This is a genomic window from Pseudomonas sp. F3-2, assembly GCF_038804275.1.
Lineage (GTDB): Bacteria > Pseudomonadota > Gammaproteobacteria > Pseudomonadales > Pseudomonadaceae > Aquipseudomonas.
Map to the genome: position 1 here is coordinate 1,133,918 of NZ_CP152388.1, position 25,874 is coordinate 1,159,791.

Sequence of the window (25,874 nt, forward strand, 5' to 3'; positions counted from 1 at the left end):
CCGTCCGGACTGTCGTCATTGGTTGACCCTTCCCGAGAATAGATGTTCGGTTACATATCCGCCGCCATAAGCGCCTCCAAGGGGAATTGCGCCACGTGGGCTAAAGTGAAAAAGCCAGCCTGACCGGCACCGTGGGTTGCGGCCGATGCAGGACGCGGCTTCGATGCTCTCGGGAAAATCAATCGCGACTTGTGGGTAAAGACATGTCTGATTCTCAACAGATTCTGATTGGCGCTGATCTGAGCAGCGAACCGGTGGGCCAGGCGTTGCGGCTGGCCAACCGTCACGGGTTGGTGGCCGGGGCGACCGGGACCGGCAAAACCGTGACATTGCAACGCCTGGCAGAGGTCTTCAGCGATGCCGGCGTTGCGGTGTTCGCCGCCGACATCAAAGGCGACCTTTGCGGCCTGGGGGCGGCTGGCAATCCCCAGGGCAAGATCGCCGAACGCATCGCCGGTATGCCGTGGCTGAACCACAAACCGCAGGGATATCCCGTGACATTGTGGGATGTGCACGGCCAGTCCGGTCATCCGTTGCGCACTACATTGTCGGAAATGGGACCGTTGCTGCTGGGCAGCCTGCTGGAGCTGACCGACAGTCAGCAATCGGCGTTATATGCGGCGTTCAAAGTGGCGGATCGCGAAGGTCTGCTGCTGCTGGATATCAAGGACCTCAAAGCCCTGCTCAATCATCTTCGAGACAACCCCGAGGTGCTGGGCGAAGACAGCGCGCTGATGACCACCGGTTCCAGTCAGGCCCTGTTGCGGCGTCTTGCGGTACTTGAGCAACAGGGCGCCGAAGCATTGTTCGGTGAACCCGCGTTGCAGCTGGAAGACATTTTGCAGCCAGCCAGCGATGGTCGCGGGCGCATCCACCTGCTTGATGCCAGCCGCCTGGTGCACGAGGCACCGAAGGTCTATGCGACCTTCTTGCTGTGGTTGCTGGCCGAGCTGTTCGAGCAGTTGCCGGAGCGGGGCGATGCCGATAAACCGCTGCTGGCGCTGTTTTTCGATGAGGCACATCTGCTCTTCGCCGACACGCCGAAGGCCTTGCAGGATCGGCTGGAGCAAGTGGTGCGGCTGATCCGCTCCAAGGGCGTTGGCGTCTACTTCGTGACTCAGTCGCCGGGGGATCTGCCGGACAACATTCTGGCGCAACTTGGCCTGCGGATTCAGCACGGCTTGCGCGCGTTCACCAGCAAAGAGCAGAAATCGCTGCGCGCCGTGGCCGAGGGGTTTCGTCCCAATCCGGATTTCGATGCGCTGGCCGTGCTGACCGAACTGGGCATCGGCGAAGCGTTGGTCGGCACTCTTCAGGAAAAGGGCACGCCCGCTATGGTGCAGCGGGTTCTGGTCGCGCCCCCACAATCGCGGATCGGACCTCTGAGCGAATCGGAGCGCGCGGCGTTGATCGGCCAGTCGGCACTGTCTGGCCGCTACGACAAGCCCATCGACCGGGAGTCGGCGTACGAAATGCTGCTGGCGCGTAAAGGCGAGACCGGCAAAGACACTGCTTCAACTGCGCCTGTCGAAGCCAAGCCCGATGGCGGTTTCGCCGACCTAGCTGGCGGTTTTCTGGGAGGGCTGGCTGGGCAGGCCATGAAAAGCGCGGTGCGTCAGGCGGCCAACCAGATCGGCCGAGAGCTGGTGCGTGGGCTGATGGGGTCATTGCTGGGTGGGGGCAAAAAGCGTCGGTGACGGTTCCTGCCGGAGATGCTCAAGCAACTGCCGGACAAAAAAATGCCCATTCATTGAATGGGCATTTTCACATCGGTCGGGTCAGGCCAATGCTTTGGACGCCAGCCAGAACAGGCCGGCAGACAGCAGCACGGTGGCCGGCAGTGTCAGCACCCACGCCAGCAGGATGTTGCGCACGGTGCCACCTTGCAGGCCGCTCTTGTTCGCGACCATGGTCCCGGCGACGCCGGACGACAGGATGTGGGTGGTCGAAACCGGCAGGCTGAACACGTTGGCCAGGGCAATGGCGCTGGCGGTAGTGATCTGCGCGGACATGCCCTGCGCGTAGGTCATGCCCTGCTTGCCGATCTTCTCGCCGATGGTCAGCACGACGCGCTTCCAGCCCACCATGGTGCCGATGCCAAGCGCCAGCGCGACGGCCAGAATCACCCAGAACGGCGCGTATTCGGTCGTGGCGGTCAGGTCTTTACGTAGCTTCTCCAGATCGGATTTCTCGCGGGCATCGAGCGCCGGCAGCTTGCCGACTTTGCGCGCGGTGTCATCCAGGCACAGCAGATAACGGCGGACTTCGATGCGATGTTCAGGCGCCAGGCTGTGGTAGTCGGTGACGCCTTTGAGATTGTTCAGCAGCGCATCGATGGTAGGCTCGGTCTGCTCCGGGTTGCAGCTGAAACGCTCAGGCAGATCGCCTGTCGTCGCCTTGCCCAGTGCGAGGTACTCACCCAGGGTTGCATTGTTGCGCTGATAGAACTGACTCAGGTGCAAAGTCGCGTCGCGGGTACGTTCGATCTGGTAAGTGGTGGTGCTCAGGTCCAGTACGAACTGGGCCGGCACGATGCCGATGAGCACCAGCATGATCAGGCCGATGCCTTTCTGGCCATCGTTGGAGCCGTGTACGAAGCTCACCGCCATCGCGGAGATCACCAGGACGAGGCGGTTCCAGAACGGAGGATGCTTCTTGTCGTCGAGCTTGCGGCGTTGCTCGGGCGTCTTGTGCATTTTCGACAAGGGACGCCAGGCTTTCAGGCCGATCAGCACCAGCCCCGCGATGATGAAGCCCGCCAGTGGCGAGAAAACCAGCGAGGCGCCGATGTCGATCGCCTTCTGCCAGTTCACGCCTTCGCCCAGTGGGATGTGGTTGATCAGCGCGTTGGCCAGGCCCACGCCGAGGATCGAGCCGATCAGCGTGTGCGAGCTCGATGCGGGAATGCCGAAATACCAGGTGCCCAGATTCCAGGTGATCGCCGCCGCCAGCAGCGAGAACACCATCGCCAGCCCGTGACCGGTATTGACGTTGATCAAAAGCTCGACCGGCAGCAGATGGACGATGGCATAAGCCACGCCGACGCCGCCGAGCAATACCCCGAGAAAGTTGAAGAACCCCGAGAAGAACACGGCCAGATGCGGCGGCATGGCCTTGGTATAAATGACTGTCGCCACCGCGTTGGCGGTGTCATGAAAGCCGTTGATGAACTCGAAGGTGAGGACAAAAGCCAGGGCGAGCAACAGGCTCACAATCACCCAAGCATCCAGTCCGCTGAATAAATCGATCATGGAAGGTTTTCTGACCCGGTATTAAGGGGGCGGGATTATGACAGAAAAAAAACTAATCGATAGGCAAGCTGCCAACTGGTAGCACGCTGCAACGAAATTTCTGCCGATACAGCCCATTGACTTCCTGTCAGGAAGCGCACATGCACGCTTCAACCTTAGCTGAATCCGGGATGGGGCGAGGCGAGTGACCGTCAGTGACCCATGTCGAGCGCACTGCCAAGGTCGCTCAAGGCTCTTCCTTCAGTTCCTGTTCCATCTTCTGCAGTTCTTGCTTGAACGCCTGATCGAGCAGACTCGCTCGCTTGCGCCACGGTTTGCGCTCTGGCTCGGGTTGAGCGGCATAGGTGGTCACTTCGCCACCGTAAACTTCCTTGTAACGTTGTTCCTGGCGCTCTAGTTCTGCGCGCAGTTCATCTTTGGTCACGTTATTACCTGAATGGTCGAGTTTGATTCCGGCGATACACAGGGTCTGAAAAGTACCAAGGCCTGCTGCCCGGATTGCCGGTTGCCAGGACTGACTTTCGCAATCAGAGCGCGGCGAAAGTATTAAGCACATTTCATATCTGCGGCTACGTGCACCAGAACGACAACCTTGTCGTAGCTACAATTCATTATCGAATGCCAGGATGCTGGCATATTGACCAGGCTTCTGGCCTGTCTATCGCTGAACCTGCTCGATGAGTTGTGCAGGGCCTGCGTGAATTGGATCCATGCAGGATGTGCGATGGATTGAAAACACGCTGTAGCGTTTAGATCGTCAATGAAACGCTACTATCTCCAAGAACTACAGAGGAGTCAACTGTAGAAAGTGTCGCAGTTCCATTAGATGGGATAAATACTATTTTGCTGTACGAAGGTTCCGAAGTTTAGACCGAACGGAGTTGTGACAGAACTTTGTTATTCAGGATTCAGAACTGCCGAGACAAATTTCTGACGACGTAAATGCACGCGATCGTGCGTCGGACGGCACGCATGTATCCGAACTCATACACATATCGTGAAGTAACGGCGGGCAGAGACAAAAACGGCCTTGCGGTGAGCAAGGCCGTGCCTGGGACTTCTCAGTGGGTACCTGACCAGTATTTCCAAGAAGCCACATGGTGGCGTGTGAAAGGTATAAGCAACCGGGCGACGGGTCAATTGCGATTATCGGCCAGTGGTTCGATAATCGCCCAAAGCAGCCTTGCCGCATTTGCAAAAAGAGGCGAGAGTGGCGCAACAGAAGGCCTGCATGGCCGCGACGAACGGTGTCAGCATGAACGATCAACTGCGTAATTCCTTTGCCTCCCTGGCGCCGCCCATTGTGGCGTCACCCGCGAAGAGGATTCAGGCCTTAACAGGCGATCCGGATTTCATGACCTCGCTGGCGCGCGGACTTGCCGTGATTCATGCGTTTCAGGAGCGCAAGCGGCACCTGACCATCGCGCAGATCAGCCATCGAACCGAAATCCCGCGCGCCGCCGTGCGCCGTTGCCTGCACACGCTGATCAAGTTGGGTTACGCGACCACTGATGGCCGCACCTACTCATTACTGCCGAAAGTGTTGACCCTCGGCCACGCTTACCTGTCTTCCACGCCGCTCGCGGTGTCGTCCCAGCCTTATCTGGACCGCATGAGCAATCAACTGCACGAAGCCTGCAACATGGCGACACTGGAGGGAGATGACATCCTTTATATCGCCCGCTCGGCCACCACTCAGCGACTGATCTCCGTTGATCTGGCGGTGGGCGGGCGCCTTCCTGCTTATTGCACATCGATGGGCAGGATTCTTCTGGCGGCGCTGGACGACGTTTCTTTGCGCGAATACCTGGACCACGTTGACCTGCAGCCCAAGACCAGTCGAACGCTGCGCACCCCCGAAGCGCTGCTCGAGTGCCTGCAGCAAGTCCGGCAACAAGGCTGGTGCATCGTCGATCAGGAGCTCGAACAAGGTCTGCGGTCGATTGCCGTGCCCGTTTATGATGCATCGGGCCAGGTCCTGGCCGCGTTGAACGTCAGCACCAGCGCTGGCCGGGTGACGCGCAACGAGCTCGAGCAGAAGTTTCTCCCGATCATGCTCGACGCCAGCCGAGACCTGAGCACTCAGCTGTTTACTTGAATGTCTCGTCACTATCTGTTCGATTATCGAACAGATAGTCGATTATCGGATTGTCGCTTTTCTTGCTCAGGCATAACCTCGATCTCAATCAGGCGCTGATGTACGTGCGCCGTCCACCGATCGAGATTTGAACCTGGAGCACCCCATGGCTGAAATTCTTTCCCTGCACGATGCCGTGAAGCAATTCGTCAACGATGGCGACACCGTGGCGCTGGAAGGCTTCACCCATCTGATTCCTACAGCGGCCGGTCACGAAATCATTCGTCAGAAGAAGAAGGACCTGACGCTGGTTCGCATGACTCCGGATCTGATCTACGACCAGTTGATCGGTGCAGGCTGTGCGAAAAAGCTGATTTTCTCGTGGGGCGGTAACCCTGGCGTGGGGTCCCTGCACCGGCTGCGTGACGCGGTCGAGAAACAGTGGCCGCAACCGATGGAAATCGAAGAGCACAGTCACGCCGACCTGGCCAATGCCTACGTGGCTGGCGCCTCCGGTCTGCCATTCGCGGTGCTGCGTGCCTACGCCGGTTCTGATTTGCCCAAGGTCAACCCGCTGATCAAATCGGTGACGTGTCCTTTTACCGGCGAAGTGCTGGCGGCAGTGCCTTCCGTGCGGCCAGACGTCAGCGTAATCCACGCGCAGAAGGCCGATCGCAAGGGCAACGTATTGCTGTGGGGAATTCTCGGTGTGCAGAAAGAAGCCGCGCTGTCTGCCAAGCGTTGCATCGTGACCGTCGAGGAAATCGTCGATGACCTCAATGCCCCCATGAACGCTTGCGTCCTGCCCACCTGGGCATTGAGCGCGGTGTGTGTGGTTCCCGGCGGAGCGCATCCTTCCTACGCCCATGGTTACTACGAGCGCGACAATCGTTTCTATCAGGCGTGGGACCCGATCGGCCGTGACCGTGAGGCGTTTACCGCATGGATCGACGAATACATCCACGGCACGCGTGATTTCAGTGAATTCCAGAGCAAGCTGGCCCACGCTTCGGAGGCAAAATAATGACCTACACCACCAGTGAAATGATGACCGTGGCCGCTGCCCGCCGTTTGAAGAATGGCTCGGTCTGCTTCGTCGGCATCGGTTTGCCATCCAAGGCTGCCAACCTTGCCCGACTGACCTCATCGCCTGACGTCGTGCTGATCTACGAATCCGGCCCCATCGGCGCGAAGCCCAATGTTCTGCCGTTGTCCATTGGCGATGGGGAACTGGCTGAAACCGCTGACACAGTGGTCTCGACCAGCGAGATTTTCCGCTACTGGCTGCAAGGCGGTCGGGTGGATGTCGGATTCCTTGGCGCTGCGCAGGTCGACCGTTTCGGCAACATCAATACCACGGTGGTGGGCGACTATCACAACCCGAAAGTGCGTCTGCCGGGTGCCGGCGGCGCGCCGGAGATTGCAGGTTCTGCCAAGCAGGTGTTGATCATCCTGAAACAGTCCTCGCGGGCTTTCGTCAATAAACTGGATTTTGTAACGTCGGTCGGCCATGGCGAGGGCGGTGACTCGCGCAAACGCCTCGGTCTGCCTGGGGCGGGCCCGGTCGGGATCATCACCGACCTGTGCATCATGGAACCTGAAGCCGACACCCATGAGTTCGTCGTCACCACGCTGCACCCAGGCGTTACCCGTGAACAGGTGATCGCCGCGACCGGCTGGGACGTTCGCTTTGCCGACAACGTGGCGGTGTCCGAAGCGCCTTCCGAATACGAATTGAACGCCCTGCGTGATCTGGAGGCGCGGACCGCCGCCGCTCACGGTCAGGCGCCGGGAGAAGCATGATGCGTGAAGTATTTATCTGCGACGCGATCCGCACGCCCATCGGCCGGTTCGGTGGCGCATTGGCGACCGTTCGTGCCGACGACCTGGCGGCCTTGCCGATCAAGGCGTTGATGGAGCGCAATCCTTCGGTCGACTGGAATCAGGTCGACGAGGTATTCCTCGGCTGCGCCAACCAGGCCGGTGAAGACAACCGCAACGTGGCGCGCATGGCCGCGCTGCTGGCGGGACTGCCGGAAACCGTACCCGGCGTGACGTTGAATCGCCTGTGCGCATCGGGCCTCGATGCGGTGGGCACGGCGTTCCGCGCCATTGCCTGTGGCGAGATGGAGCTGGCGATTGCCGGCGGCGTCGAGTCGATGTCCCGCGCGCCCTTCGTGATGGGCAAGGCAGACACAGCGTTTGGTCGCGGCCAGAAGCTGGAAGACACCACCTTGGGCTGGCGCTTCGTCAATCCGCAGATGAAAGAACAGTATGGTGTCGAAACCATGCCGCAGACCGGCGACAACGTGGCGCAGGATTTCAAGGTTTCTCGCGAAGATCAGGACGCCTTTGCCTTGCGCAGTCAGCAACGGACCGCAGCGGCGCAGGCCTCGGGTTTCTTCGCTGAAGAAATCGTGCCGGTGCGCATCGCCCACAAGAAGGGCGAAACCATCGTCGACAGGGACGAGCACCCTCGCGCAGACACCACTTTGGAGGCACTGAGCAAACTCAAGCCGGTCAACGGCCCTGGCAACACGGTCACGGCGGGCAATGCGGCAGGCCTGAATGACGGTGCGGTGGCGTTGATTCTCGCGTCGGCCGATGCGGTGAAAAAGCACGGTCTGACCCCTCGCGCCCGCGTACTGGGCATGGCCAGCGCTGGCGTCGAACCTCGGGTCATGGGCATCGGCCCGGTCCCGGCCGTTCGCAAACTGGTGGAGCGGCTGGGTCTGGCGGTTTCGGACTTCGACGTCATCGAACTCAACGAAGCGTTTGCCAGCCAGGGCCTGGCGGTCATGCGCGAACTGGGCCTTGCGGACGATTCGCCCAAGGTCAACCCGAACGGCGGAGCGATTTCTCTCGGACACCCGCTGGGGATGAGCGGGGCGCGTCTGGTTCTGACGGCATTGCATCAATTGGAGAAAACCGGCGGCAGCAAAGGATTGGCAACCATGTGCGTCGGTGTTGGGCAGGGCCTGGCTCTGGCGATCGAACGCTAAGCGCCACACAACCGAATCAGCCACCCGAGTCATCGGTTGCCTCCACGAAAAGGCAACTTGATGGCTCGGGCGGTTGTCCTTGTGATGTCGAAGTGTTACTGCTTAAGTCTTAATGTTACAGACTATGTCGTAGACTGGTGGTTTGAAGCTGGTCTTATAAAAACTGGGGATAAAATAATGACAACGACTCACTACACCGGAGAAGAAAGGAGCAAACGGATTTTTGCGATTGTGGGCGCCTCTTCGGGCAACCTCGTGGAATGGTTCGACTTCTATGTTTACGCCTTCTGCGCGATCTATTTCGCACCGGCTTTCTTTCCCTCCGACGACCCGACCGTGCAATTGCTCAATACCGCAGGCGTGTTCGCTGCAGGCTTCCTGATGCGTCCGATTGGCGGGTGGCTGTTCGGTCGCGTGGCCGATAAGCATGGCCGCAAAAACTCGATGATGATTTCCGTCCTCATGATGTGCGGTGGCTCGCTGGTGATCGCGTGTCTGCCCACGTACGCCTCGATTGGCGCGTGGGCGCCGTTTCTTCTGCTGGTGGCGCGTCTGCTGCAAGGCTTGTCGGTCGGCGGTGAATACGGCACCACAGCCACTTATATGAGCGAGGTCGCGTTGCGGGGGCAGCGTGGGTTCTTCGCGTCGTTCCAGTACGTGACGCTGATTGGCGGCCAGTTGCTGGCGGTTCTGACCGTGGTCATCCTGCAGCAATTTCTTTCTGCCGATGAGCTGAAAGCCTACGGCTGGCGGATTCCCTTCGTGGTCGGCGCCGTTGCCGCCGTCATCTCGCTGTTGCTGCGCCGCTCGCTGAAGGAAACCACCACCGCCGAAGCGCGTCAGGACAAGGACGCCGGCAGCATGGCCGCGTTGTTCCGCGACAACAAGGCGGCGTTCATCACTGTGCTGGGCTACACCGCCGGTGGTTCGCTGATTTTCTACACCTTCACCACGTACATGCAGAAATACCTGGTGAATACCGTGCACATGGACGCCAAGGTCGCCAGCTATATCATGACCGGCGCGCTGTTTCTGTACATGTGCATGCAACCGGTCTTCGGTGCGCTCGCCGACAAGATCGGGCGCCGCGCTTCAATGCTGTGGTTCGGTGGTCTGGGTACGCTCTGCACGGTTCCGCTGCTGTTGACGCTGAAAACCACGACCAGCCCGATCATGGCATTCATCCTGATCACGCTGGCGCTGGCCATCGTCAGCTTCTACACCTCGATCAGCGGGCTGGTAAAAGCCGAAATGTTCCCGGTGCAGGTGCGTGCGCTGGGTGTCGGCCTGGCCTACGCCGTGGCGAACGCAATCTTCGGTGGTTCGGCGGAATACGTTGCGCTGGGCCTGAAGAACATGGGCATGGAAAACACGTTCTACTGGTACGTCACCGCCATGATGGCGATTGCCTTCCTGTTCAGTCTGCGCTTGCCGAAAAAGCCGGCTTATCTGCACGAAGATCATTGATCCACTGCGCGCGCCTGCAATCGGGCGCGCGTCTTCCATACTCCTCATGACGTTCACGACAGTCCGCAAAAGGGGGCCGCTATGGCATTCGTACAACTTGAAGACGGTGAAATGCATTACCAGATCGACGGGCCGGCCGACGCGCCCGTGCTGGTGCTGTCCAACTCCCTGGGCACCGACCTGCACATGTGGGACGCGCAGGTCGCAGCGTTCAGCCAGTCATTCCGTGTGGTTCGTTACGACACTCGCGGCCACGGCAAGTCGCTCGTCACCCAAGGGCCATACACCGTCGAGCAGCTGGGCCGCGATGTGCTGGCCTTGCTCGACGCGCTGAACATCAAGCGCGCGCATTTTTGCGGGCTGTCCATGGGCGGCCTGATCGGCCAGTGGCTGGGCATTCACGCCAATGACCGTCTGCACAAGCTGATCCTGTGCAACACCGCTGCCAAAATCGGTGGTCCGGAGATGTGGGGACCGCGCATCGAGATGATCGAAAAAGGCGGTGAACAGGCGATGAAGGAATTAGGCGCCGGTGCGGTAGGACGCTGGTTCACCCCTGAGTTCGCGCGCGATCATGCCGACAAGGTCAAGGCGGTTACGGACGTATTGGCCGCGACCTCGCCACTGGGTTACGCCGCATGCTGTGCTGCGGTGCGCGACGTCGATTTTCGCAAGCAGGTCGGGTCAATCACGGTGGACACCCTCATAATATGCGGCAGTCATGATGCAGTGACGACGGTGGCGGACGGTCACTACCTGCAGAACCATATCCATGGTTCGCAGCTGTCTGACTACTACGCGGCGCACCTTTCCAACGTCGAACTGGGCGAAACGTTTACCCTGCGTGTGAGAGAGTTCCTGCTGAGCTGATACCCAGTTCGAGCGCATCCCCATTGTGGGAAGGCATTCATTCGCGCAGCTCCTGCGGCCGGTAAGGGCTGCTGTCCGAACTGACGGGCGATGCCAACAGCAATAAAAAAACCCACCAGACGGTGGGTTTTTTTATTGAGCGTGGATCAGAACAAGCGTGTCGAGGGGACATCGCCCGAGGTCGGCTGTTGCTGGCCGGTCGGGGTTTGTTCATACCAGCCGCCGCCGAGGGCGCGGTACAGGTTGACCTCGCTGTTCAGCTGCGACAGGCGATCGGTGATCAGCGACTGCTGAGCACTGAACAGCTGGCGCTGAGCGTCGAGGAACGTCAGGTTGCTGTCGATCCCGATACGATAACGACGCTCGGCCAGGCGGTAGTAATCCTGGTTGGCGTTGACGAAATCGGTCTGTGCGCGCAACTGATCGGTGAAGGTCTTGCGCGAAGCCAGTCCGTCGGAGACTTCCTGGAACGCTGTCTGAATCGCCTTCTCGTAGTTGGCGACGCCGATGTCTTTCTGGATCTTCGAGTAATCCAGGCTGGCCCGCAGGCTGCCGGCGTTGAAGATGGGCAGATTGATCGTCGGCTCGAACAGCCAGGTGCCTGAGCCGCCTTTGAACAGGCCGCTCAGATCGCCACTCGCGGTACCGGCACTGGCCGTCAGGCTGATGCTGGGGAAGAACGCGGCACGCGCCGCGCCGATGTTCGCGTTGGCGGCCTTGAGGCTGTGCTCGGCCTGGAGGATATCCGGACGACGTTGCAGCAACTCCGAAGGCAGCCCGGGCGGCAGCTCGTTGAGCATGTCGGCGCTCAGCGGTTGCGAGGCCGGCAGGTTGGCGGGCAGGGCAGTGCCCAGCAACAGCACCAGGTTGTTCTCGTCCTGCGCGACCAGACGCTGATACTGCGCCAGCTTCACGCGGGCGCTTTCAACCGACGTACGCGATTGCGCCAGATCCAGTGCCGAGGCGACACCGACTTCGTTGCTGCGCGAGGTCAGACGCAAGCTTTCTTCGAACGCACCGAGTGTGTCCTGCGTCAGCTTCAACAGCTCCTTGTCCGCCTGCCAGGTCAGATAAGCGTTGGCGACGTTGGCCACCAGGCTGATCTGCGTGCTGCGACGGGCTTCTTCGCCAGCGAAGTAGGTTTCCAGAGCCTGCTCGCTCAGGCTGCGCACGCGGCCGAACAGGTCCAGTTCATAGGCGCTTACGCCCAGACCCACCGAGTACTGGCTGCTGATGCCAGCCTCACCGGTCTGCGACAGGTCGCCCGGCACACGCTGACGCGTGCCGGTCGCCTGTGCATTGATGCCTGGGTACAGGTCCGCACGCTGAATGCGGTACTGCGCCCGGTAGGCGTCGATGTTCAACGCGGCAACGCGCAGATCACGGTTGTTTTCAAGCGATGTCTGGATCAGCTGTTGCAGCGCCGGATCGTGGAAGAACTGACGCCAGCCTTGCTCGGCGGCCGCCTGGTTGGCCGCCTGGGCCGGCGAATACGCCGGACCTTGCGGATACTGTGCGGGCACCGGTGCTGCAGGCTGATTGTAATCGGGGATCAACGAGCAGCCGCCGAGAATGAACGCGGTAACTGCCAGCGAGATCAGGGACTTGCTCATTGGCCAGCCTCATCGTGTGGGGTTTCTTTCTGTTTGCTCTTGAACAGCGAGGATACCGAAACGAAGAACAGAGGTACCCAGAAGATCGCCAGAATCGTCGCCGTGATCATACCGCCGATAACGCCGGTACCGATCGAATGCTGGCTGCCTGAACCTGCGCCACTGGAGATCGTCAGCGGAACCACACCGAGAATGAACGCCATCGACGTCATCACGATCGGACGCAGACGCATCCGGCACGCTTCCACCGCCGCATCCATCAGCGACTTGCCCTGTTCATGCAGTTCCTTGGCGAACTCGACGATCAGAATGGCGTTCTTCGCCGCCAGGCCCACCGTCACCAACAGACCCACCTGGAAGAACACGTCGTTGGACAGGCCGCGCAGGCTGGTTGCCATCAACGCACCGATGACGCCCAGTGGAACGACGAGCAGAACCGCGATCGGAATCGACCAGCTTTCGTACAGCGCCGCGAGGCAGAGGAACACCACCAGAACCGATATCGCATACAGCGCCGGGGCCTGCGAACCGGAAAGTCGCTCCTCGAACGACAGACCTGTCCAGGAGTAACCGATGCCCTGTGGCAGCTGCTTGGCCAGGTTTTCGATTTCGGCCATCGCCTGGCCGGTACTGTAACCCGGCGCCGGCGTACCGAGAATCTCCTCGGCCGGAACACCGTTGTAGCGCGACAGCTTCGGCGAGCCGAACACCCACTCGCCGGTGGCGAAGGCGTCGAACGGGACCATCGTGCCGCTGGCGTTGCGCACGTACCACTTTTTCAGGTCTTCAGGGCTCATCCGGGATTTCGGATTACCCATGATGTAAACCTTCTTCACGCGGCCACGGTCGATGAAGTCGTTGACGTAGTTACCGCCCATCGCCACCGACAGGGTGGTGTTGATGTCCGATTGCGTCACGCCCAGCGCTCGGGCTTTTTCGTCATCGATCAGCAACTGGTATTGCGGCTCGTCGGTCAGACCGTTCGGACGTACGCCCGTCAGAATCTTGCTCTGCGCGGCCAGCCCCAGCAGTTGGTTACGCGCCTGCATCAGTTTCTCGTGGCCAAGACCGGCCTGATCCTGCAGGTACAGGTCGAAACCGGTGGCGTTACCCAGTTCCAGTACGGCGGGAGGAACGACGGCGAACGACATGGCGTCACGGAAACCGAAGAAGTGCGCCTGCGCACGCTTGGCCACCTCGAACACGCTGTTCGACGAATCCCGCTCTTCCCACGACTTGAGCATTACGAACGCCAGACCCGAGCTCTGACCGCGACCGGCGAAGTTGAAGCCGTTGACGGTGAACACCGAGTTGACGCCTGCGTCGGTCAGCAGGTATTCGCGCATCTTGTCCAGGGTGTTCTGAGTCCGCTCGGCGGTAGAGCCGGGCGGCGTTTGCACCTGGGCGAAGATCACGCCCTGATCCTCTTCGGGCAGGAAAGCGGTCGGGATGCGGGTAAACATCCAGATCATGCCCGCGAAAATCAGGATATAGACGAGGAACGACGGGATCTTGTGGCGGATGACGTTGCCGACGCCGCGCTCGTAGCTCAGTACGCTGCGGTCGAAGGTGCGGTTGAACCAGCCAAAGAAACCCTTGCGCGGCTGGCCGTGCTTCTCGGGATCGATCGGCTTGAGAATCGTGGCGCAGAGGGCAGGGGTGAAGATCAGCGCGACCAGTACCGAGAGCGCCATGGCCGATACCACGGTGATCGAGAACTGGCGGTAGATCACGCCCGTGGATCCGCCAAAGAATGCCATTGGCAGCAGTACCGCAGAGAGCACCATGGCGATACCGACGAGGGCGCCCTGGATCTGCTGCATGGATTTGCGCGTCGCTTCCTTGGGAGACAAATGCTCCTCGGCCATGACCCGCTCGACGTTCTCCACCACAACGATGGCATCGTCCACCAGCAGACCGATGGCCAGCACCATCCCGAACATGGTCAGCGTGTTGATGGTGAAACCGGCGGCGGCAAGGATACCGAAGGTGCCCAGCAGTACGACCGGTACCGTCATCGTGGTGATGACAGTGGCGCGGAAGTTCTGCAGGAACAGATACATCACCAGGAACACCAGGACGATTGCTTCACCCAGTGTGTGAACAACGCCGTTGATCGACTCCTTGACCACAGGCGTGGTGTCATACGGGTATACGACTTTCATGCCTGGCGGGAAGAAAGGTTCCAGACGGCTGACGGTGTCGCGGATCGCCTTGGCAGTGTCCAGCGCGTTGGCACCGGTCGCCAGTTTGATCGCCAGACCCGAGGCCGGCTTACCGTTGAACTGTGCGTCGACGCTGTAGTTCTCACCGCCCAGACCAATGCTGGCGACATCTTTCAGGCGAACCTGAGAGCCGTCCTGATTGACCTTGAGCAGGATGTTGCCGAACTGCTCGGCGGTTTGCAGACGGGTCTTGCCGATGATGGTGGCGTTGAGCTGCTGGCCCTTGACCGCTGGCAGACCACCGATCTGACCGGACGACACCTGAACGTTCTGCGCAGTGATGGCGGTCTTGACGTCGACCGGGGTCAGCTGGAAGTTGTTCAGCTTGTCCGGGTCGAGCCAGATGCGCATCGCATACTGCGCACCGAACACCTGGAAGTCACCCACGCCGGGAGTACGCGCGATCTGATCCTGAATGTTGGAAACGATGTAGTTGGACAAGTCTTCCTTGGCCATGCTGCCGTCTTCCGACACCAGACCGACCACCATCAGGAAGTTCTTCACTGCCTTGGTCACGCGCAGACCCTGCTGCTGCACTTCTTGCGGCAGCAGCGGGGTCGCCAGGTTCAGCTTGTTCTGCACCTGTACCTGAGCGATATCCGGGTTGGTGCCCTGGTTGAAGGTCACCGTGATGGTCATGCTGCCATCGGAGTTACTTTCAGACGAGATATAGCGCAGGTTGTCGATGCCGTTCATCTGCTGTTCGATCACCTGCACCACGGTGTCCTGCACGGTCTGTGCAGACGCACCCGGGTAGGTCACCTGAATGGCGATGGCCGGTGGCGCGATCGCCGGATACTGGTTGATCGGCAGCTTGAGAATCGATAACGCACCGACCAGCATGATCACTAGGGCGATAACCCAGGCGAAAATCGGTCGGTCGATGAAAAACTTCGACATGGATCAGTTACTCCCTTGCGCGGGAGCCGGGGCGGCAGCAGGTTTGATGTTGGTCGCCTCGGCCACTTTCACCTGCGCGCCTGGCTTGACGTACTGCAGGCCTTCGGTAATAACGCGGTCACCCGCGCTCAGACCTTTCTCCACGACCCAGTCCGTGCCGCTGGTGCGGTTGGCGACGAGGGTACGCAGTTCGACTTTGTCGTCCTTGTTCACCACCAACGCGGTCGGCGTGCCTTTCAGGTCACGGGTCACGCCTTGCTGTGGGACGAGGAGAGCTTGTTCGTTCACACCCGATTGCAGACGCGCGTGCACGAACATGCCCGGCAGCAGCGTGTGGGTCGGGTTGGGGAACACGGCGCGCAGTGTCACGGAGCCCGTGGTCTGGTCGACCGACACTTCAGAAAACTCCAGCTTGCCGTCAGTCGGGTACTGGCTGTTGTCTTCCAGGGTCAGTTTGACTTTCGCCGCGTTGTCGCCCGCTTTCTGCAGCTTGCCGCTTTCCAATTCGCGGCGCAGACGCAGCATCTCGGCCGACGACTGGATCACGTCTACGTAGATCGGGTCGAGCTGTTGAATGGTTGCCATCGCATCGGCCTGGCCGTTGCTGACCAGCGCGCCTTCGGTGACCAGCGAGCGGCTGATGCGACCGGAAATCGGCGCGTACACTTTGGTGTAGCGCAGGTTGATCTCGGCAGTCTGCACGGCGGCCTGAGCCTGGCGAGCATTGCCAACGGCGGTGTCGTATTCCTGACGGCTGACGGCCTGTTCGTTGATCAACTGCTTGTAGCGATCAGCGAGCGACTTGTTGGAGTCGTAGGTCGCCTTGGCGCTGTTGAGGTTAGCCTCATAGACCGCCGGGTCGATCTGATACAGCTGCTGACCGGCCTTCACGTCGGAGCCTTCGGTGAACAGCCGTTTGAGAATGATGCCGTTGACCTGTGGACGCACTTCGGCGACGCGGTAAGCCGTGGTGCGGCCTGGCAGGTCGGAAATCAGTGTGTAGGCTTGAGGCTGGATAGTCACGACGCCGACCTGAGGGGGCGGTGGTGCAGCCGCGGCCGCGTCTTCCTTTTTACTGCATCCGCTGAGCAGCGATGCCAAGGCGGCGGCAGTGACCAGTACGGTAACAGCTGGCTTGAATTGCATGAAGATCCTCGGGTCAGGAGCATGGCTCATGAAAAGTGGAAGGGGTGTTTAAGCGTTCCGGCTGGATAAGTAGCAAGCTAATGAATATACTTACGTTCACGGTTGTTTGTAAACACCCGCGCCTGCGACACTCGAACGCAGCGGGGGCATCGATTGTAGGTCCGGGACAAGGCATTACAAAGGCCGCCCGGCATGCTGTTCAGGCCACTCGACCAGAGAGCCTGAAGCATTTTTATTGAGGATTTACTGCCATGGTCCGTCGCACGAAAGAGGAAGCCCAGGAAACCCGCAGGCAGATTCTTGAAGCCGCTGAGCAGGCTTTTTACGACCGTGGCGTTGCGCGCACGACCTTGGCAGACATCGCCGCGCTGGCAGGGGTGACCCGAGGCGCTATCTACTGGCACTTCAGCAACAAGGCCGATCTGGTGCAGGCGATGCTCGACAGCCTGCACGAGCCGCTGGAGGAAATGGCCAGGGCCAGCGAGAGCGAAGACGAAGTCGATCCACTTGGCTGGACGCGAAAACTTCTGATTCATTTGTTTCAGCAAGTTGCACAAGATCCCAAAACCCGCCGCATCAATGAAATCCTGTTTCATAAATTCGAGTTCACCGATGAAATGTGTGACATGCGCCGTCAGCGTCAGTCGGTCTGGCTCGATGCCAATGAGCGCATTGCACTTGCGCTGGGTAATGCTGCGCGTCAGGGACAGTTGCCCGCCGACCTGAACCCCCGGCGCGGCGCGTTGTGTCTGCACGCTTATATTCACGGCATTCTCGGTCAGTGGCTGCTGGTGCCTGACAGCTTCTCGCTGTACGACGACGCCGAACGTCTTGTCGAAACCGTGCTGGACATGCTGCGCTTCAGCCCGGCGCTGCGCGACCCTGCGCCCGAAGCCGTCGCGCGACTCGCCTGATTCGCCTCCGGTCCCCGTCATATCGTCTGCAAGCCACGCCGTTCGGCCTGTTCACGCGTTGGACTATAACTGTGTGGCGCTTAGCCTGCATCTATACATTCGTTCTTTCCGATTGAACAGGAGGTTTACCGAGCCTTTACCTGAATTCATCTTCGCATTCAGCCAAGCGACAGCCTGCCGCTGCCTCTTGAGGATGCGCACGCCGTTCATCCAGCGCCCGAATGCTTCCCTATTGCCATCGTCCGTCTAAGCTTGCTGCCAAACCAATAAAAACGGGGTAAGCGCGATGCCGGTCGTTTCAGGATGTGGAGCGTTGAGAAGGCAATTTTTCGGCTTGCTGGCCTGCCTGTGCATCGGCCAGGCGTGGGCGACGGGCGATGAAGCGCAAGAGGCTCCGGCCGCCAGAGCGCTGCTGGAAAAAGCGGTGGCGCGCTATCAGCAGCAGGGCGACAAGGCATTGGCCGAATTCAGTCGTCAGGGCGAGTTCGTCGATGGTGAGCGTTATGTGTTCGTGACCGACACCAACGGCATCATGCTGGCCAGCGGCGGGCCCTCTGTCGTGCTCATCGGGCGCGACGTTTCTTCGGTCCTCGATCCCGATTTGCAGAAGGCCTTCAAGCAGGTGTTGCAGACCCCGGAAAGCGCCGGCATTCAACAGGCCGAATACCGCTGGCAGAACTGGCGCGATGGCAAGGTCGAGCGCAAGCGCGTGTATTTTCAACGCATCGGCGACCGCGTTCTGGCGGTGGGCTATTACTTGCCCCGTGCGTCGCCCGAGCAAGCTCGCGCCTTGCTGGACAAGGCGTCCAAGGCGCTCGAACAGGACACGGAGGGCACCGTTCAGGCCATCAATAGCCTCAAGGGCGGATTCCTTCAAGATGACCTTTATGTGTTCGTGGTCGACGTCGACACCAAGCGATACGTCGCCCACGGCACCAACTTGCGGCTGGTTAATACCGATTTCAGCAAGGTCAAGGACCCGGAAGGCAAGCCGGTGGGGGCGCCGATACTGGAAATGATCAAAAAGCAGGCCGAAGGCGAGTACGAGTATCGCTGGCGTAATCCGGTCACCAGCAAGATCGAACGCAAACACGCGTACGTCCGCAAAGTGGGCCATTTCCTGGTTGCCGTGGGGTATTACAACGGCTGAGTTGTCGGGCCGTTGAGTCGACACCTGTGGGAAGCAGTCCCACAGGTTCGCAAGCACGGTTTCAGCGGTCCTTGTCTTCGCGCCCGCGCAGCAGATGATTGGGCATCGCCAGCGCTGCCGCCAGACCCAGCAGCGATACCGCGGCGCTGCCCATCAACAGGTGCTGGAACGTCATCGACAGTTGTCCACGCAACAGATCCAGCGCGGGGCCGCTGGCTGCGTGCAGGCTGTCCATCAACAGGTTGCCGGAGCTGCCTTCGACGCCGATCATGCTGTGATCTGCCTGGGCAATCCCGGAACCCGCGAGCATCGCCAGCAACAGAGCGGACATACTCGCCACGCCGACGGCACCGCCCAATGAGCGGAACAGATTGGTGGTGCTGGTGGCCACGCCCATGTCTTTCATCTCCACCGAGTTCTGCGTACCGACCAGTGAGGTCGGGAATTGCATCCCGCTGGCGATCCCCGTCAGCACCATGAACAGCCCGGTCAGCAGCGCCGACTGCGGCGGCGTGAAGGCGATGCCGAGGATTGCCAGCGGCATGAGCAGCGCACCCGTAAGGATGATGGGCTTGTAGCGCCCCGTCAGCGAAGTTCTGCGCCCGCCGAAGTACGCGCCCATCGGCATGCCGATGGCGAGCGGCATCAAGTGCAGTGCAGCGCTGTCGGCACCGCCACCGGTGACGGTCTGAAAGCGCAGCGGCAGCAGAACGATCAGCGAAATCGCCTGGAAACTGGTGAAGAAAATCGTGCACCAGCACAGAACCGCGCTGCGATTTGTAAACAGGTGCATCGGCAGCAACGGCTCGCGGGTGCGGCGTTCGTAGAGGACGAAGATCACCAGCGCCAGCAGCGCCACGCCCAGTTGCAACTGCACGTGTTCGTCCTGCCAGCTGTGGCCTTGACCGATTTCAGTGATGCCAAGGAGCAAGGCCGTCAGGCCGATGATCATCAGCACCGTCCCGAGGTAATCGATGATCGGTTTACGCTGCGGAACCGGCAGCCCGACGAGGGTCTTGCGTGCCACCCACCACGCTGCGAAGCCCAGCGGCAGGTTGATGATGAACACCCAGCGCCACGACAGATATTCGGTCATGAATCCGCCCAGAACCGGCCCCGCCACACTGGCCGCCGCGTACATGCCGCTGAAATAACCCTGATATCGCCCACGTTCGCGAGGCGGCACGATGTCGCCGATGATGGCCTGACTGACCGAGACCATGCCGCCCGCGCCGATGCCTTGAAGCACCCGCGCCAGCACCAGTTGTTCCATGCTCTGGGCCATGGCGCAGAACAGTGAGGCAATCGTGAAGGTGCTCAGGCCGAACAACATCAGGCGACGGCGCCCGTACAGGTCGCCTAGTTTGCCGTAGATCGGCACGGCCACGGTGAGGGCGACCATGTAGGCCGAGATCACCCAGGCCAGCAGGTCAAAGTCTTTGAATTGGGCAGAAATGGCGGGCATCGACACCGCCACGATGGTCTGGTCCAGCGCGCTGAGGAATACAGCCATCATCAACGCGAACAGAATGCTGCGGATGTCCGGGCGGGGTTGGTTGAGGCTCGTCACGGATAAGACTCGAACTGGCAAGTTGACCCTCGCAGAGCTGCGCGGGAAAAGTGTGTCCAGTCTAGTCCGTTAGCTTGCTAATCGATAGCCGGCTGTATCGATTCACTTGGCTCGCAACCTGCGATCGTCAGCGCAGGGCGCTGAAACTGGCGTCCGTCGGCATGCAATGGCCGAAGGTGCAGACCACCGCCATGCGCGGTTCACTGCGAAGCTGCTCGATCCTGTAGGCGCCCGCTGCATAGATGCTGAGTACAGTCACAACGGCGGCTACATAAACGCACTGTCTTTTTATTGTGGTTTTCATGACGTCTGCCTCGATCCGGTCAAAAATGAATTTCTACCGTTAAGGTCAGTGTAGGCGCCGATGGCCATCATGGCGCAGGGAACGGGATTGAATGTTTATATCGACCGCGCGGCTGCCAGAGATGCGCTCATGCAGCCGTTCTGGGCAGTCAGTGCGCAATCTGCCGCTGGGCAGCCTGGGTCTTCAGCCAGTCCAGCAGTTCATTGAGTTGTGCAGGGACGGTCGCGCGCTCCGGGTAGACGAAATAGTACGCCGCACCCGTTCTGAGCTTGAGCTCGAACGGTGTGACCAGCCGACCTGCGCTCAGGTCTTCGCCGATCAGGGCCCAATCGCCCATGGCCACGCCTGACCCTTGAGACGCCACGGTCATCGCCAGGTCCATCGTATCGAAATGCTGACCCTTGCCGACGTTGCTCAGCCGGGTGCCCGCCGCTTTCAACCACTGCGTCCAGTCCTGCTCGTCCAGCGTGGGGTGCAGCAGCATGTGTCGTTCCAGGTCGCTGTATTGCGCGAGCGGTTGCGACTCGCCGATCAGCGATCGGGAGCAGACGGGGGTGAGCTGTTCGTCGAACAGGTGATGGACGTTCATCGAGTCGCCGGGATGAGCGCCGTAGACCACCGCCGCATCGAAGCGCTCTCGTCGAAAGTCCACGCCGTGAGCGATGGTGGTCGTCAGTTCCACGGGGACATCGGGCCGTTCTTTTTGCCATTGCATCAAGCGCGGCAGCAGCCATCGCGTGATGCAGGTCGGCGCCTTCAACTGCAGTGCCTGGCGCGCCGTGCCCACCTCGTCGACCGCATCCTCGAGCAAGCTGAAGATCTGCTCGATGCGGGGAAAAAACGCCCGACCTTGGGCGGTCAGGCTCAAACCCCGGGCCTGGCGGTGGAAGAGGCGATAGCCCAAGTGGCTCTCCAGCCCGGAAATCTGTCGGCTGACCGCCCCTTGAGTGATGTGCAACAGCTGCGCCGCACGCGTGAAATTGCAGCAACGGGCCGTGATCAGGAAGGTGTGCAGAGCGGGCAGGGGAGGCAGACGTTTCATGGCAGGCGCGAGGCATGAGCTGGAGACATGGCTAAGCATGACATTTTTTGCGTTGTCACCGATATGGCCGCGCAGGTCCAATGACCGCGCATGCTCAAGCGGGCGCAGTCCGGCGAGCGGCGCAGATGTCATCACACTGAATAAAGGGCCCTGACACATGGCGACGTGCGGCGAAGTATTGGTCAAGTTACTGGAAGGTTATGGCGTCGAGCGGGTGTTCGGCATTCCGGGCGTGCATACCGTCGAGCTGTATCGCGGACTGGCCAGTTCGTCGATCACCCATATCACCCCGCGCCATGAACAGGGCGCAGGCTTCATGGCCGATGGCTACGCGCGTACCCGTGGCAAACCGGGTGTGTGCTTCATCATCACCGGCCCGGGCATGACCAACATCACCACCGCCATGGGCCAGGCTTATGCCGATTCGATTCCGATGCTGGTGATTTCCAGTGTGCAATCGCGCAGTCAACTGGGCGGTGGGCGGGGCAAGCTGCACGAACTGCCGGCCCAGGGCGCGTTGGTGGCGGGCGTTGCGGCGTTTTCCCACACGCTGATGTCGGCTGACGAACTGCCGGCGGTACTGGCGCGCGCCTTTGCGCTGTTTCAGGCCGGCCGTCCTCGCCCGGTGCACATCGAGATCCCGCTGGATGTATTGGTGGAAAACGCCGATCACTTGCTCGACAGCCAACCTGTCTCGGTCACCCGCGCGGGGCCTGCGCCCGTGGCAATCAAGCAAATGGCGGCGCTGCTGGCAGGTGCCAGACGACCGCTGATTCTGGCAGGCGGCGGCGCGATTGATGCCGCGGCGCCTCTGACGGATCTGGCCGAATACCTGGACGCGCCTGTCGCGCTGACGATCAACGCCAAAGGCATGTTGCCTGCCAGCCATCCCTTGCTCATCGGCTCTACGCAGTCGCTCGATCCGACGCGCGAGATCATCGAGGCCGCTGACGTGGTGCTGGCCATCGGGACAGAGCTGGCGGAAACCGACTACGACATTACTTTTCAGGGGCACTTCAAGATCCCGGGCACGCTGCTGCGTATCGACATCGATCCAGACCAGACTGTGCGCAACTTCCCGCCGAAAGTGGCGCTGGTGTCCGACGCCGGCACGGCCGCCGAGGCGCTGGTGGCCGCTGTGAAAAACGAGGCTTCGACGCCGCGCAGTGAGGGCTGGGGACAGGCACGTGCCGCCGCGCTGAAAACCACGCTCGATGCGAGCTGGGATCAGGCGACCCGCGGGCAGACGCTGTTCCTGCACACGGTGCTCGAGGTCTTGCCGAAGGCCGTGATCGTCGGCGACTCCACGCAGCCGGTCTATACCGGCAACCTGACGCTGGATCTGGACGAGCCCCGCCGCTGGTTCAATTCCTCCACCGGCTACGGCACGCTGGGTTATGCGCTGCCTGCGGCGGTGGGGGCCTGGCTTGGCAGTCAGGACTCAGGCGAACGCAACCCGGTGGCGTGCCTGATCGGCGACGGTGGTTTGCAATTCACCTTGTCCGAGCTTGCCAGCGCCGTTGAAGCGAAGACGCCGATCATCGTGTTGCTGTGGAATAACCAGGGTTACGAAGAGATCAAGAAATACATGGTCAACCGCGCCATCGAGCCGGTCGGCGTGGACATCTACACGCCTGACTTCATCGGCGTCGCCAAAGCCCTGGGTTGCTCGGCCCAGACGGTGGTCGAGGTCGAGCAACTGAAAGCTGCATTGCGTGCCGCCAGTGAACGCAACGGCCCGACCGTGATTGAAATTGACCAGCGTGGCTGGATGAACGGATTGAAAGCATCGTGAGTGAGGCAACTGTGTTGAACCCGGTTTTGGCTGGACTGTATATCGACGGGCAATGGCGTTCCGGCGGCGAGCAACTGACGGTGATCAATCCTTCGACCGAGGAGCGTCTGGCCATTGTGACCGGCGGCGACGCCAGGGCGGTGGATGACGCCGTTCAGGCGTCTCGCCAGGCTTTCGAGGCCTGGTCAAAAACCACAGGCGCGGCGCGCGCCATGATCCTGCGCAACATTGCCGCGGGCGTGGCGGCCAAGCGTGAAAAACTGATCGAACTGCAGTGCCGCAACAATGGCAAGCCAGCCTTCGAAGCAGGCATCGACGTCGATGACGTCATCGCCACTTTCAGTTATTACGCTGCGCTGGCGGAGGCATCCGATGGTCAGCAGAACACCGCCGTGGAGCTGCCGAGCGACGACTTCACCGCGCGACTGCGTCGTGAGCCATGTGGGGTCGTCGGCCTGATCGTGCCTTGGAATTTTCCGATGGTGACGACCGCGTGGAAGCTGGCGCCCGCGCTGGCGGCAGGTTGCTGCGTAGTGCTGAAACCTTCGGAAGTGACGCCACTGGCGGAACTGGAGCTGGCGCATATCATCGCGTCCAGCGGACTGCCCGGCGGCGTCTTCAACCTGGTATGCGGCACTGGCGCAGCGGTCGGTGCGCCGCTGTCCGGGCATCCGGGCGTCGCGAAAATATCCTTCACCGGCAGCAATGCGGTGGGCGTGCAGGTCATGCAGCGTGCGGCTGAGACCGTGAAGGGCGTAAGCCTTGAACTGGGCGGCAAATCGTCGTTGCTGGTGCTCGCCGATGCCGATCTGGACCTGGCAGTGGAACTGGCGAGTGGCGGCGGTTACTTCAACGCAGGCCAGATGTGCTCAGCCACCAGCCGGGTGCTGGTCGCGCAAGCGCTGCTGGAGCCGTTTCTCGAACGCCTCGTCTCCAAGGCTGAGTCGATCAAGGTGGCCGGCCCGCTCGAAGAGGGCGCCGAAATGGGGCCGCTGGTCAATCAGGCGCAATACCAGCGGGTGATTGCCCATATCGAGGCTGGCAAGCAAGCCGGGGCACGTCTGCTGTGCGGCGGAGGACGTCCCGACAATCAACTTCGCGGGTATTTCCTGCAACCGGCGGTGTTCACTCAGGTGCCGCTGGACAGTGCGCTGTGGCGCGAAGAGATATTCGGCCCAGTACTGTGTGTGCGCGGCTTCGGTTCAGAGGCTGAAGCGATCGCACTGGCCAACGACAGCCAGTTCGGTCTGGTCGCCAGCGTGGTCAGTGGCGACACCGCGAATGCCGAGCGGGTCGCCAATGCATTGCAGGCGGGGCTGGTCTGGATCAACGCGCCACAGGTCATCTTTGCGCAGGCGGCATGGGGCGGTTACAAACAGAGCAGTCTGGGACGCGAGCTGGGCCCGTGGGGCTTGCAAGCGTTCCAGGAGATCAAGCACGTCATCCGCGCCGTGTGATCACAGTGTTTTGCGCAGGCGCGCCAAGTCTCGCAGGGGCGGCGCGCCGAACAGACGGCTGTATTCGCGGCTAAACTGCGACGGGCTTTCGTATCCCACTCGGTAACCGGCTGCCGACGCTTCGAGGCCGTCGGACAGCATCAACCGCCGGGCTTCCTGCAAACGCAGCTGCTTCTGGTACTGCAGCGGGCTCATGGCGGTCACTGCCTTGAAACGGTGGTGCAACGTCGACACGCTCAGATTGACCTCCCTGGCCAGTTCCTCAATGCGCAGCGGTTGCTGAAAGTGGCTGTTCAGCCATTTGATCGCCTGGCTGACGCGATGGGTCTGGCAATTCGAGATGGCGATTTCGTACAGACGATATCCCTCACTCCCACGCAGCAGGCGGTAAAGAATCTCCCGAGTGATCAACGGCGCCAGCATGGGAATGTCTTTCGGGCTGTCCAGCAGGCGAATCAGGCGGATGACGGCGTCGAGCAACTGCGCGTCGATGCGCTCGACATACATGCCGCGCCCACTCGGCCGGGTTGGCACGCTCATGGGACCCGCTTCGGCGATCAGCGCGTTGATGTCGGCCGGATCGATGTCCAGGCGCATGGCCAGATGAGGGTCTTCCGGCGTCGCGTGAATCACCTTGCCGCTGATCGGCAGTGCGACTGACAACACCAAGTAGTTGAGCGGATCATAGGTGAACACTTCGCCACCCAATGTCACGTCCTTGCGGCCCTGGGCCATGATGCACAACGCCGGTTGTACAAGGCCAGGCACCGATTGCAGCGGACGGTCGTGACGCACCATGAACAGTTGCTTGATCACCGTCTGGAAGCTGCCATCGGTAGGCGCATGACGGCGGATCAGGTCGGCCAGCTCAGCACGCTGCTGCTCCAACTGCGCGCTCAGCTCAGGCATGGGGCGGCTGTCCGATACGGTAGGCTCAAGAGCGGATGGCAACATCGGGAAATTCCTCTGGCGGAGCGTTGATGCAGCACAGCTTATTTTTGTGCAAGCGCAAGCGTTAGGCGAATCCTGTCGGATGATTGCCTGATTCTGCCAACGCTTCATGCCTGTCGCGACGAAAGGCCCTGTAATGC

The 25,874-nt window shown here is 60.7% G+C and carries 20 protein-coding genes; 11 read left to right on the forward strand and 9 right to left on the reverse strand.

Features of this window, described 5'->3' with window-relative positions:
• Window positions 1–203: 203 nt before the first annotated feature.
• Window positions 204–1,697, forward strand: a complete 1,494-nt coding sequence (locus tag AAGQ88_RS05160) for a helicase HerA-like domain-containing protein (protein ID WP_342654607.1) — start codon at window positions 204–206, stop codon at window positions 1,695–1,697.
• Window positions 1,698–1,778: 81 nt separating this feature from the next.
• Here the strand turns inward: AAGQ88_RS05160 and AAGQ88_RS05165 are convergent, their stop codons facing one another.
• Both AAGQ88_RS05165 and AAGQ88_RS05170 read right to left on the reverse strand, forming a co-directional pair.
• Window positions 1,779–3,251 (reverse strand): inorganic phosphate transporter, encoded by a 1,473-nt coding sequence (locus tag AAGQ88_RS05165; RefSeq protein ID WP_285423164.1) that lies wholly within the window; start codon window positions 3,249–3,251, stop codon window positions 1,779–1,781.
• 226 nt (window positions 3,252–3,477) lie between these two features.
• On the reverse strand, window positions 3,478–3,675 hold the full coding sequence (locus tag AAGQ88_RS05170) for a hypothetical protein (RefSeq protein ID WP_093461580.1): 198 nt from the start codon (window positions 3,673–3,675) through the stop codon (window positions 3,478–3,480).
• Window positions 3,676–4,506: 831 nt separating this feature from the next.
• On the opposite strand from AAGQ88_RS05170, the gene pcaR reads away from it, so the two are divergent.
• The 6 genes from pcaR to pcaD all read left to right on the forward strand — a co-directional run bounded on the left by pcaR (window position 4,507) and on the right by pcaD (window position 10,667).
• The gene (gene pcaR, locus AAGQ88_RS05175) at window positions 4,507–5,349 is read left to right on the forward strand and encodes a pca regulon transcriptional regulator PcaR (protein WP_285423270.1); all 843 of its coding nucleotides are present in this window, start codon (window positions 4,507–4,509) and stop codon (window positions 5,347–5,349) included.
• A gap of 145 nt (window positions 5,350–5,494) precedes the next feature.
• Entirely contained in the window at window positions 5,495–6,352 is an 858-nt protein-coding gene (locus tag AAGQ88_RS05180) for a CoA transferase subunit A (RefSeq protein WP_285423165.1), read from the forward strand.
• Window positions 6,349–7,131 carry a CoA-transferase subunit beta gene (locus AAGQ88_RS05185; RefSeq protein ID WP_342655742.1) on the forward strand — a complete coding sequence of 261 codons (783 nt, stop codon included), beginning with the start codon at window positions 6,349–6,351 and terminating at the stop codon, window positions 7,129–7,131. The genes AAGQ88_RS05180 and AAGQ88_RS05185 overlap by 4 nt, the downstream gene beginning before the upstream one ends.
• A complete protein-coding gene (pcaF, locus tag AAGQ88_RS05190) occupies window positions 7,128–8,330 on the forward strand; it encodes a 3-oxoadipyl-CoA thiolase (RefSeq protein WP_342654608.1) in 1,203 nt (400 codons plus the stop codon). The genes AAGQ88_RS05185 and pcaF overlap by 4 nt, the downstream gene beginning before the upstream one ends.
• 177 nt (window positions 8,331–8,507) lie before the next feature.
• Entirely contained in the window at window positions 8,508–9,797 is a 1,290-nt protein-coding gene (locus AAGQ88_RS05195; RefSeq protein ID WP_093461569.1) for an MFS family transporter, read from the forward strand.
• A gap of 81 nt (window positions 9,798–9,878) precedes the next feature.
• Window positions 9,879–10,667, forward strand: coding sequence for a 3-oxoadipate enol-lactonase (pcaD, locus tag AAGQ88_RS05200; RefSeq protein ID WP_342654609.1), 789 nt, complete (start codon window positions 9,879–9,881; stop codon window positions 10,665–10,667).
• A 146-nt stretch (window positions 10,668–10,813) separates the two neighbouring features.
• Here pcaD and AAGQ88_RS05205 read toward each other — a convergent pair whose 3' ends face one another.
• From AAGQ88_RS05205 to AAGQ88_RS05215, 3 genes are read right to left on the reverse strand one after another with little or no spacing between them, the layout of a single operon-like run.
• Window positions 10,814–12,280 carry an AdeC/AdeK/OprM family multidrug efflux complex outer membrane factor gene (locus AAGQ88_RS05205; protein ID WP_285423168.1) on the reverse strand — a complete coding sequence of 489 codons (1,467 nt, stop codon included), beginning with the start codon at window positions 12,278–12,280 and terminating at the stop codon, window positions 10,814–10,816.
• Window positions 12,277–15,405: an efflux RND transporter permease subunit gene (locus tag AAGQ88_RS05210; protein ID WP_285423169.1), complete on the reverse strand. Its 3,129-nt coding sequence runs from the start codon at window positions 15,403–15,405 to the stop codon at window positions 12,277–12,279. The genes AAGQ88_RS05205 and AAGQ88_RS05210 overlap by 4 nt, the downstream gene beginning before the upstream one ends.
• A gap of 3 nt (window positions 15,406–15,408) precedes the next feature.
• The gene (locus AAGQ88_RS05215) at window positions 15,409–16,551 is read right to left on the reverse strand and encodes an efflux RND transporter periplasmic adaptor subunit (RefSeq protein WP_285423170.1); all 1,143 of its coding nucleotides are present in this window, start codon (window positions 16,549–16,551) and stop codon (window positions 15,409–15,411) included.
• A 251-nt stretch (window positions 16,552–16,802) separates the two neighbouring features.
• On the opposite strand from AAGQ88_RS05215, the gene AAGQ88_RS05220 reads away from it, so the two are divergent.
• Together AAGQ88_RS05220 and AAGQ88_RS05225 are read left to right on the forward strand one after the other, a co-directional pair.
• Complete coding sequence (locus tag AAGQ88_RS05220) at window positions 16,803–17,465, forward strand: TetR family transcriptional regulator (RefSeq protein ID WP_093461554.1); 663 nt, start codon at window positions 16,803–16,805, stop codon at window positions 17,463–17,465.
• A 337-nt stretch (window positions 17,466–17,802) separates the two neighbouring features.
• Window positions 17,803–18,615, forward strand: coding sequence for a cache domain-containing protein (locus AAGQ88_RS05225; protein ID WP_342655743.1), 813 nt, complete (start codon window positions 17,803–17,805; stop codon window positions 18,613–18,615).
• Window positions 18,616–18,676: 61 nt separating this feature from the next.
• On the opposite strand, the gene AAGQ88_RS05230 is transcribed toward AAGQ88_RS05225, so the two are convergent.
• The 3 genes from AAGQ88_RS05230 to AAGQ88_RS05240 all read right to left on the reverse strand — a co-directional run bounded on the left by AAGQ88_RS05230 (window position 18,677) and on the right by AAGQ88_RS05240 (window position 21,531).
• Complete coding sequence (locus AAGQ88_RS05230; protein WP_342654610.1) at window positions 18,677–20,185, reverse strand: MDR family MFS transporter; 1,509 nt, start codon at window positions 20,183–20,185, stop codon at window positions 18,677–18,679.
• A gap of 127 nt (window positions 20,186–20,312) precedes the next feature.
• A complete protein-coding gene (locus AAGQ88_RS05235; RefSeq protein WP_285423278.1) occupies window positions 20,313–20,444 on the reverse strand; it encodes a hypothetical protein in 132 nt (43 codons plus the stop codon).
• Window positions 20,445–20,637: 193 nt separating this feature from the next.
• Complete coding sequence (locus AAGQ88_RS05240) at window positions 20,638–21,531, reverse strand: LysR substrate-binding domain-containing protein (RefSeq protein WP_285423172.1); 894 nt, start codon at window positions 21,529–21,531, stop codon at window positions 20,638–20,640.
• A gap of 157 nt (window positions 21,532–21,688) precedes the next feature.
• Between AAGQ88_RS05240 and AAGQ88_RS05245 the strand changes: the two genes are divergently transcribed.
• Together AAGQ88_RS05245 and AAGQ88_RS05250 are read left to right on the forward strand one after the other, a co-directional pair.
• Window positions 21,689–23,326 (forward strand): 5-guanidino-2-oxopentanoate decarboxylase, encoded by a 1,638-nt coding sequence (locus AAGQ88_RS05245; RefSeq protein WP_342654611.1) that lies wholly within the window; start codon window positions 21,689–21,691, stop codon window positions 23,324–23,326.
• 14 nt (window positions 23,327–23,340) lie between these two features.
• Window positions 23,341–24,783: an aldehyde dehydrogenase family protein gene (locus tag AAGQ88_RS05250; RefSeq protein ID WP_342655744.1), complete on the forward strand. Its 1,443-nt coding sequence runs from the start codon at window positions 23,341–23,343 to the stop codon at window positions 24,781–24,783.
• Here the strand turns inward: AAGQ88_RS05250 and AAGQ88_RS05255 are convergent, their stop codons facing one another.
• On the reverse strand, window positions 24,784–25,692 hold the full coding sequence (locus AAGQ88_RS05255; protein WP_285423274.1) for an AraC family transcriptional regulator: 909 nt from the start codon (window positions 25,690–25,692) through the stop codon (window positions 24,784–24,786). It lies immediately after the preceding gene.
• Window positions 25,693–25,874: the final 182 nt, after the last annotated feature.

Bases quoted from the DNA above. Each gene is read 5' to 3' on its own strand.
- AAGQ88_RS05160 (WP_342654607.1), top strand. From the start codon at position 204: ATGTCTGATTCTCAACAGATTCTGATTGGCGCTGATCTGAGCAGCGAA.
- AAGQ88_RS05165 (WP_285423164.1), bottom strand. From the start codon at position 3,251: ATGATCGATTTATTCAGCGGACTGGATGCTTGGGTGATTGTGAGCCTG.
- pcaR (WP_285423270.1), top strand. From the start codon at position 4,507: ATGAACGATCAACTGCGTAATTCCTTTGCCTCCCTGGCGCCGCCCATT.
- AAGQ88_RS05180 (WP_285423165.1), top strand. From the start codon at position 5,495: ATGGCTGAAATTCTTTCCCTGCACGATGCCGTGAAGCAATTCGTCAAC.
- pcaF (WP_342654608.1), top strand. From the start codon at position 7,128: ATGATGCGTGAAGTATTTATCTGCGACGCGATCCGCACGCCCATCGGC.
- AAGQ88_RS05195 (WP_093461569.1), top strand. From the start codon at position 8,508: ATGACAACGACTCACTACACCGGAGAAGAAAGGAGCAAACGGATTTTT.
- pcaD (WP_342654609.1), top strand. From the start codon at position 9,879: ATGGCATTCGTACAACTTGAAGACGGTGAAATGCATTACCAGATCGAC.
- AAGQ88_RS05205 (WP_285423168.1), bottom strand. From the start codon at position 12,280: ATGAGCAAGTCCCTGATCTCGCTGGCAGTTACCGCGTTCATTCTCGGC.
- AAGQ88_RS05210 (WP_285423169.1), bottom strand. From the start codon at position 15,405: ATGTCGAAGTTTTTCATCGACCGACCGATTTTCGCCTGGGTTATCGCC.
- AAGQ88_RS05215 (WP_285423170.1), bottom strand. From the start codon at position 16,551: ATGCAATTCAAGCCAGCTGTTACCGTACTGGTCACTGCCGCCGCCTTG.
- AAGQ88_RS05220 (WP_093461554.1), top strand. From the start codon at position 16,803: ATGGTCCGTCGCACGAAAGAGGAAGCCCAGGAAACCCGCAGGCAGATT.
- AAGQ88_RS05240 (WP_285423172.1), bottom strand. From the start codon at position 21,531: ATGAAACGTCTGCCTCCCCTGCCCGCTCTGCACACCTTCCTGATCACG.
- AAGQ88_RS05245 (WP_342654611.1), top strand. From the start codon at position 21,689: ATGGCGACGTGCGGCGAAGTATTGGTCAAGTTACTGGAAGGTTATGGC.
- AAGQ88_RS05255 (WP_285423274.1), bottom strand. From the start codon at position 25,692: ATGCCTGAGCTGAGCGCGCAGTTGGAGCAGCAGCGTGCTGAGCTGGCC.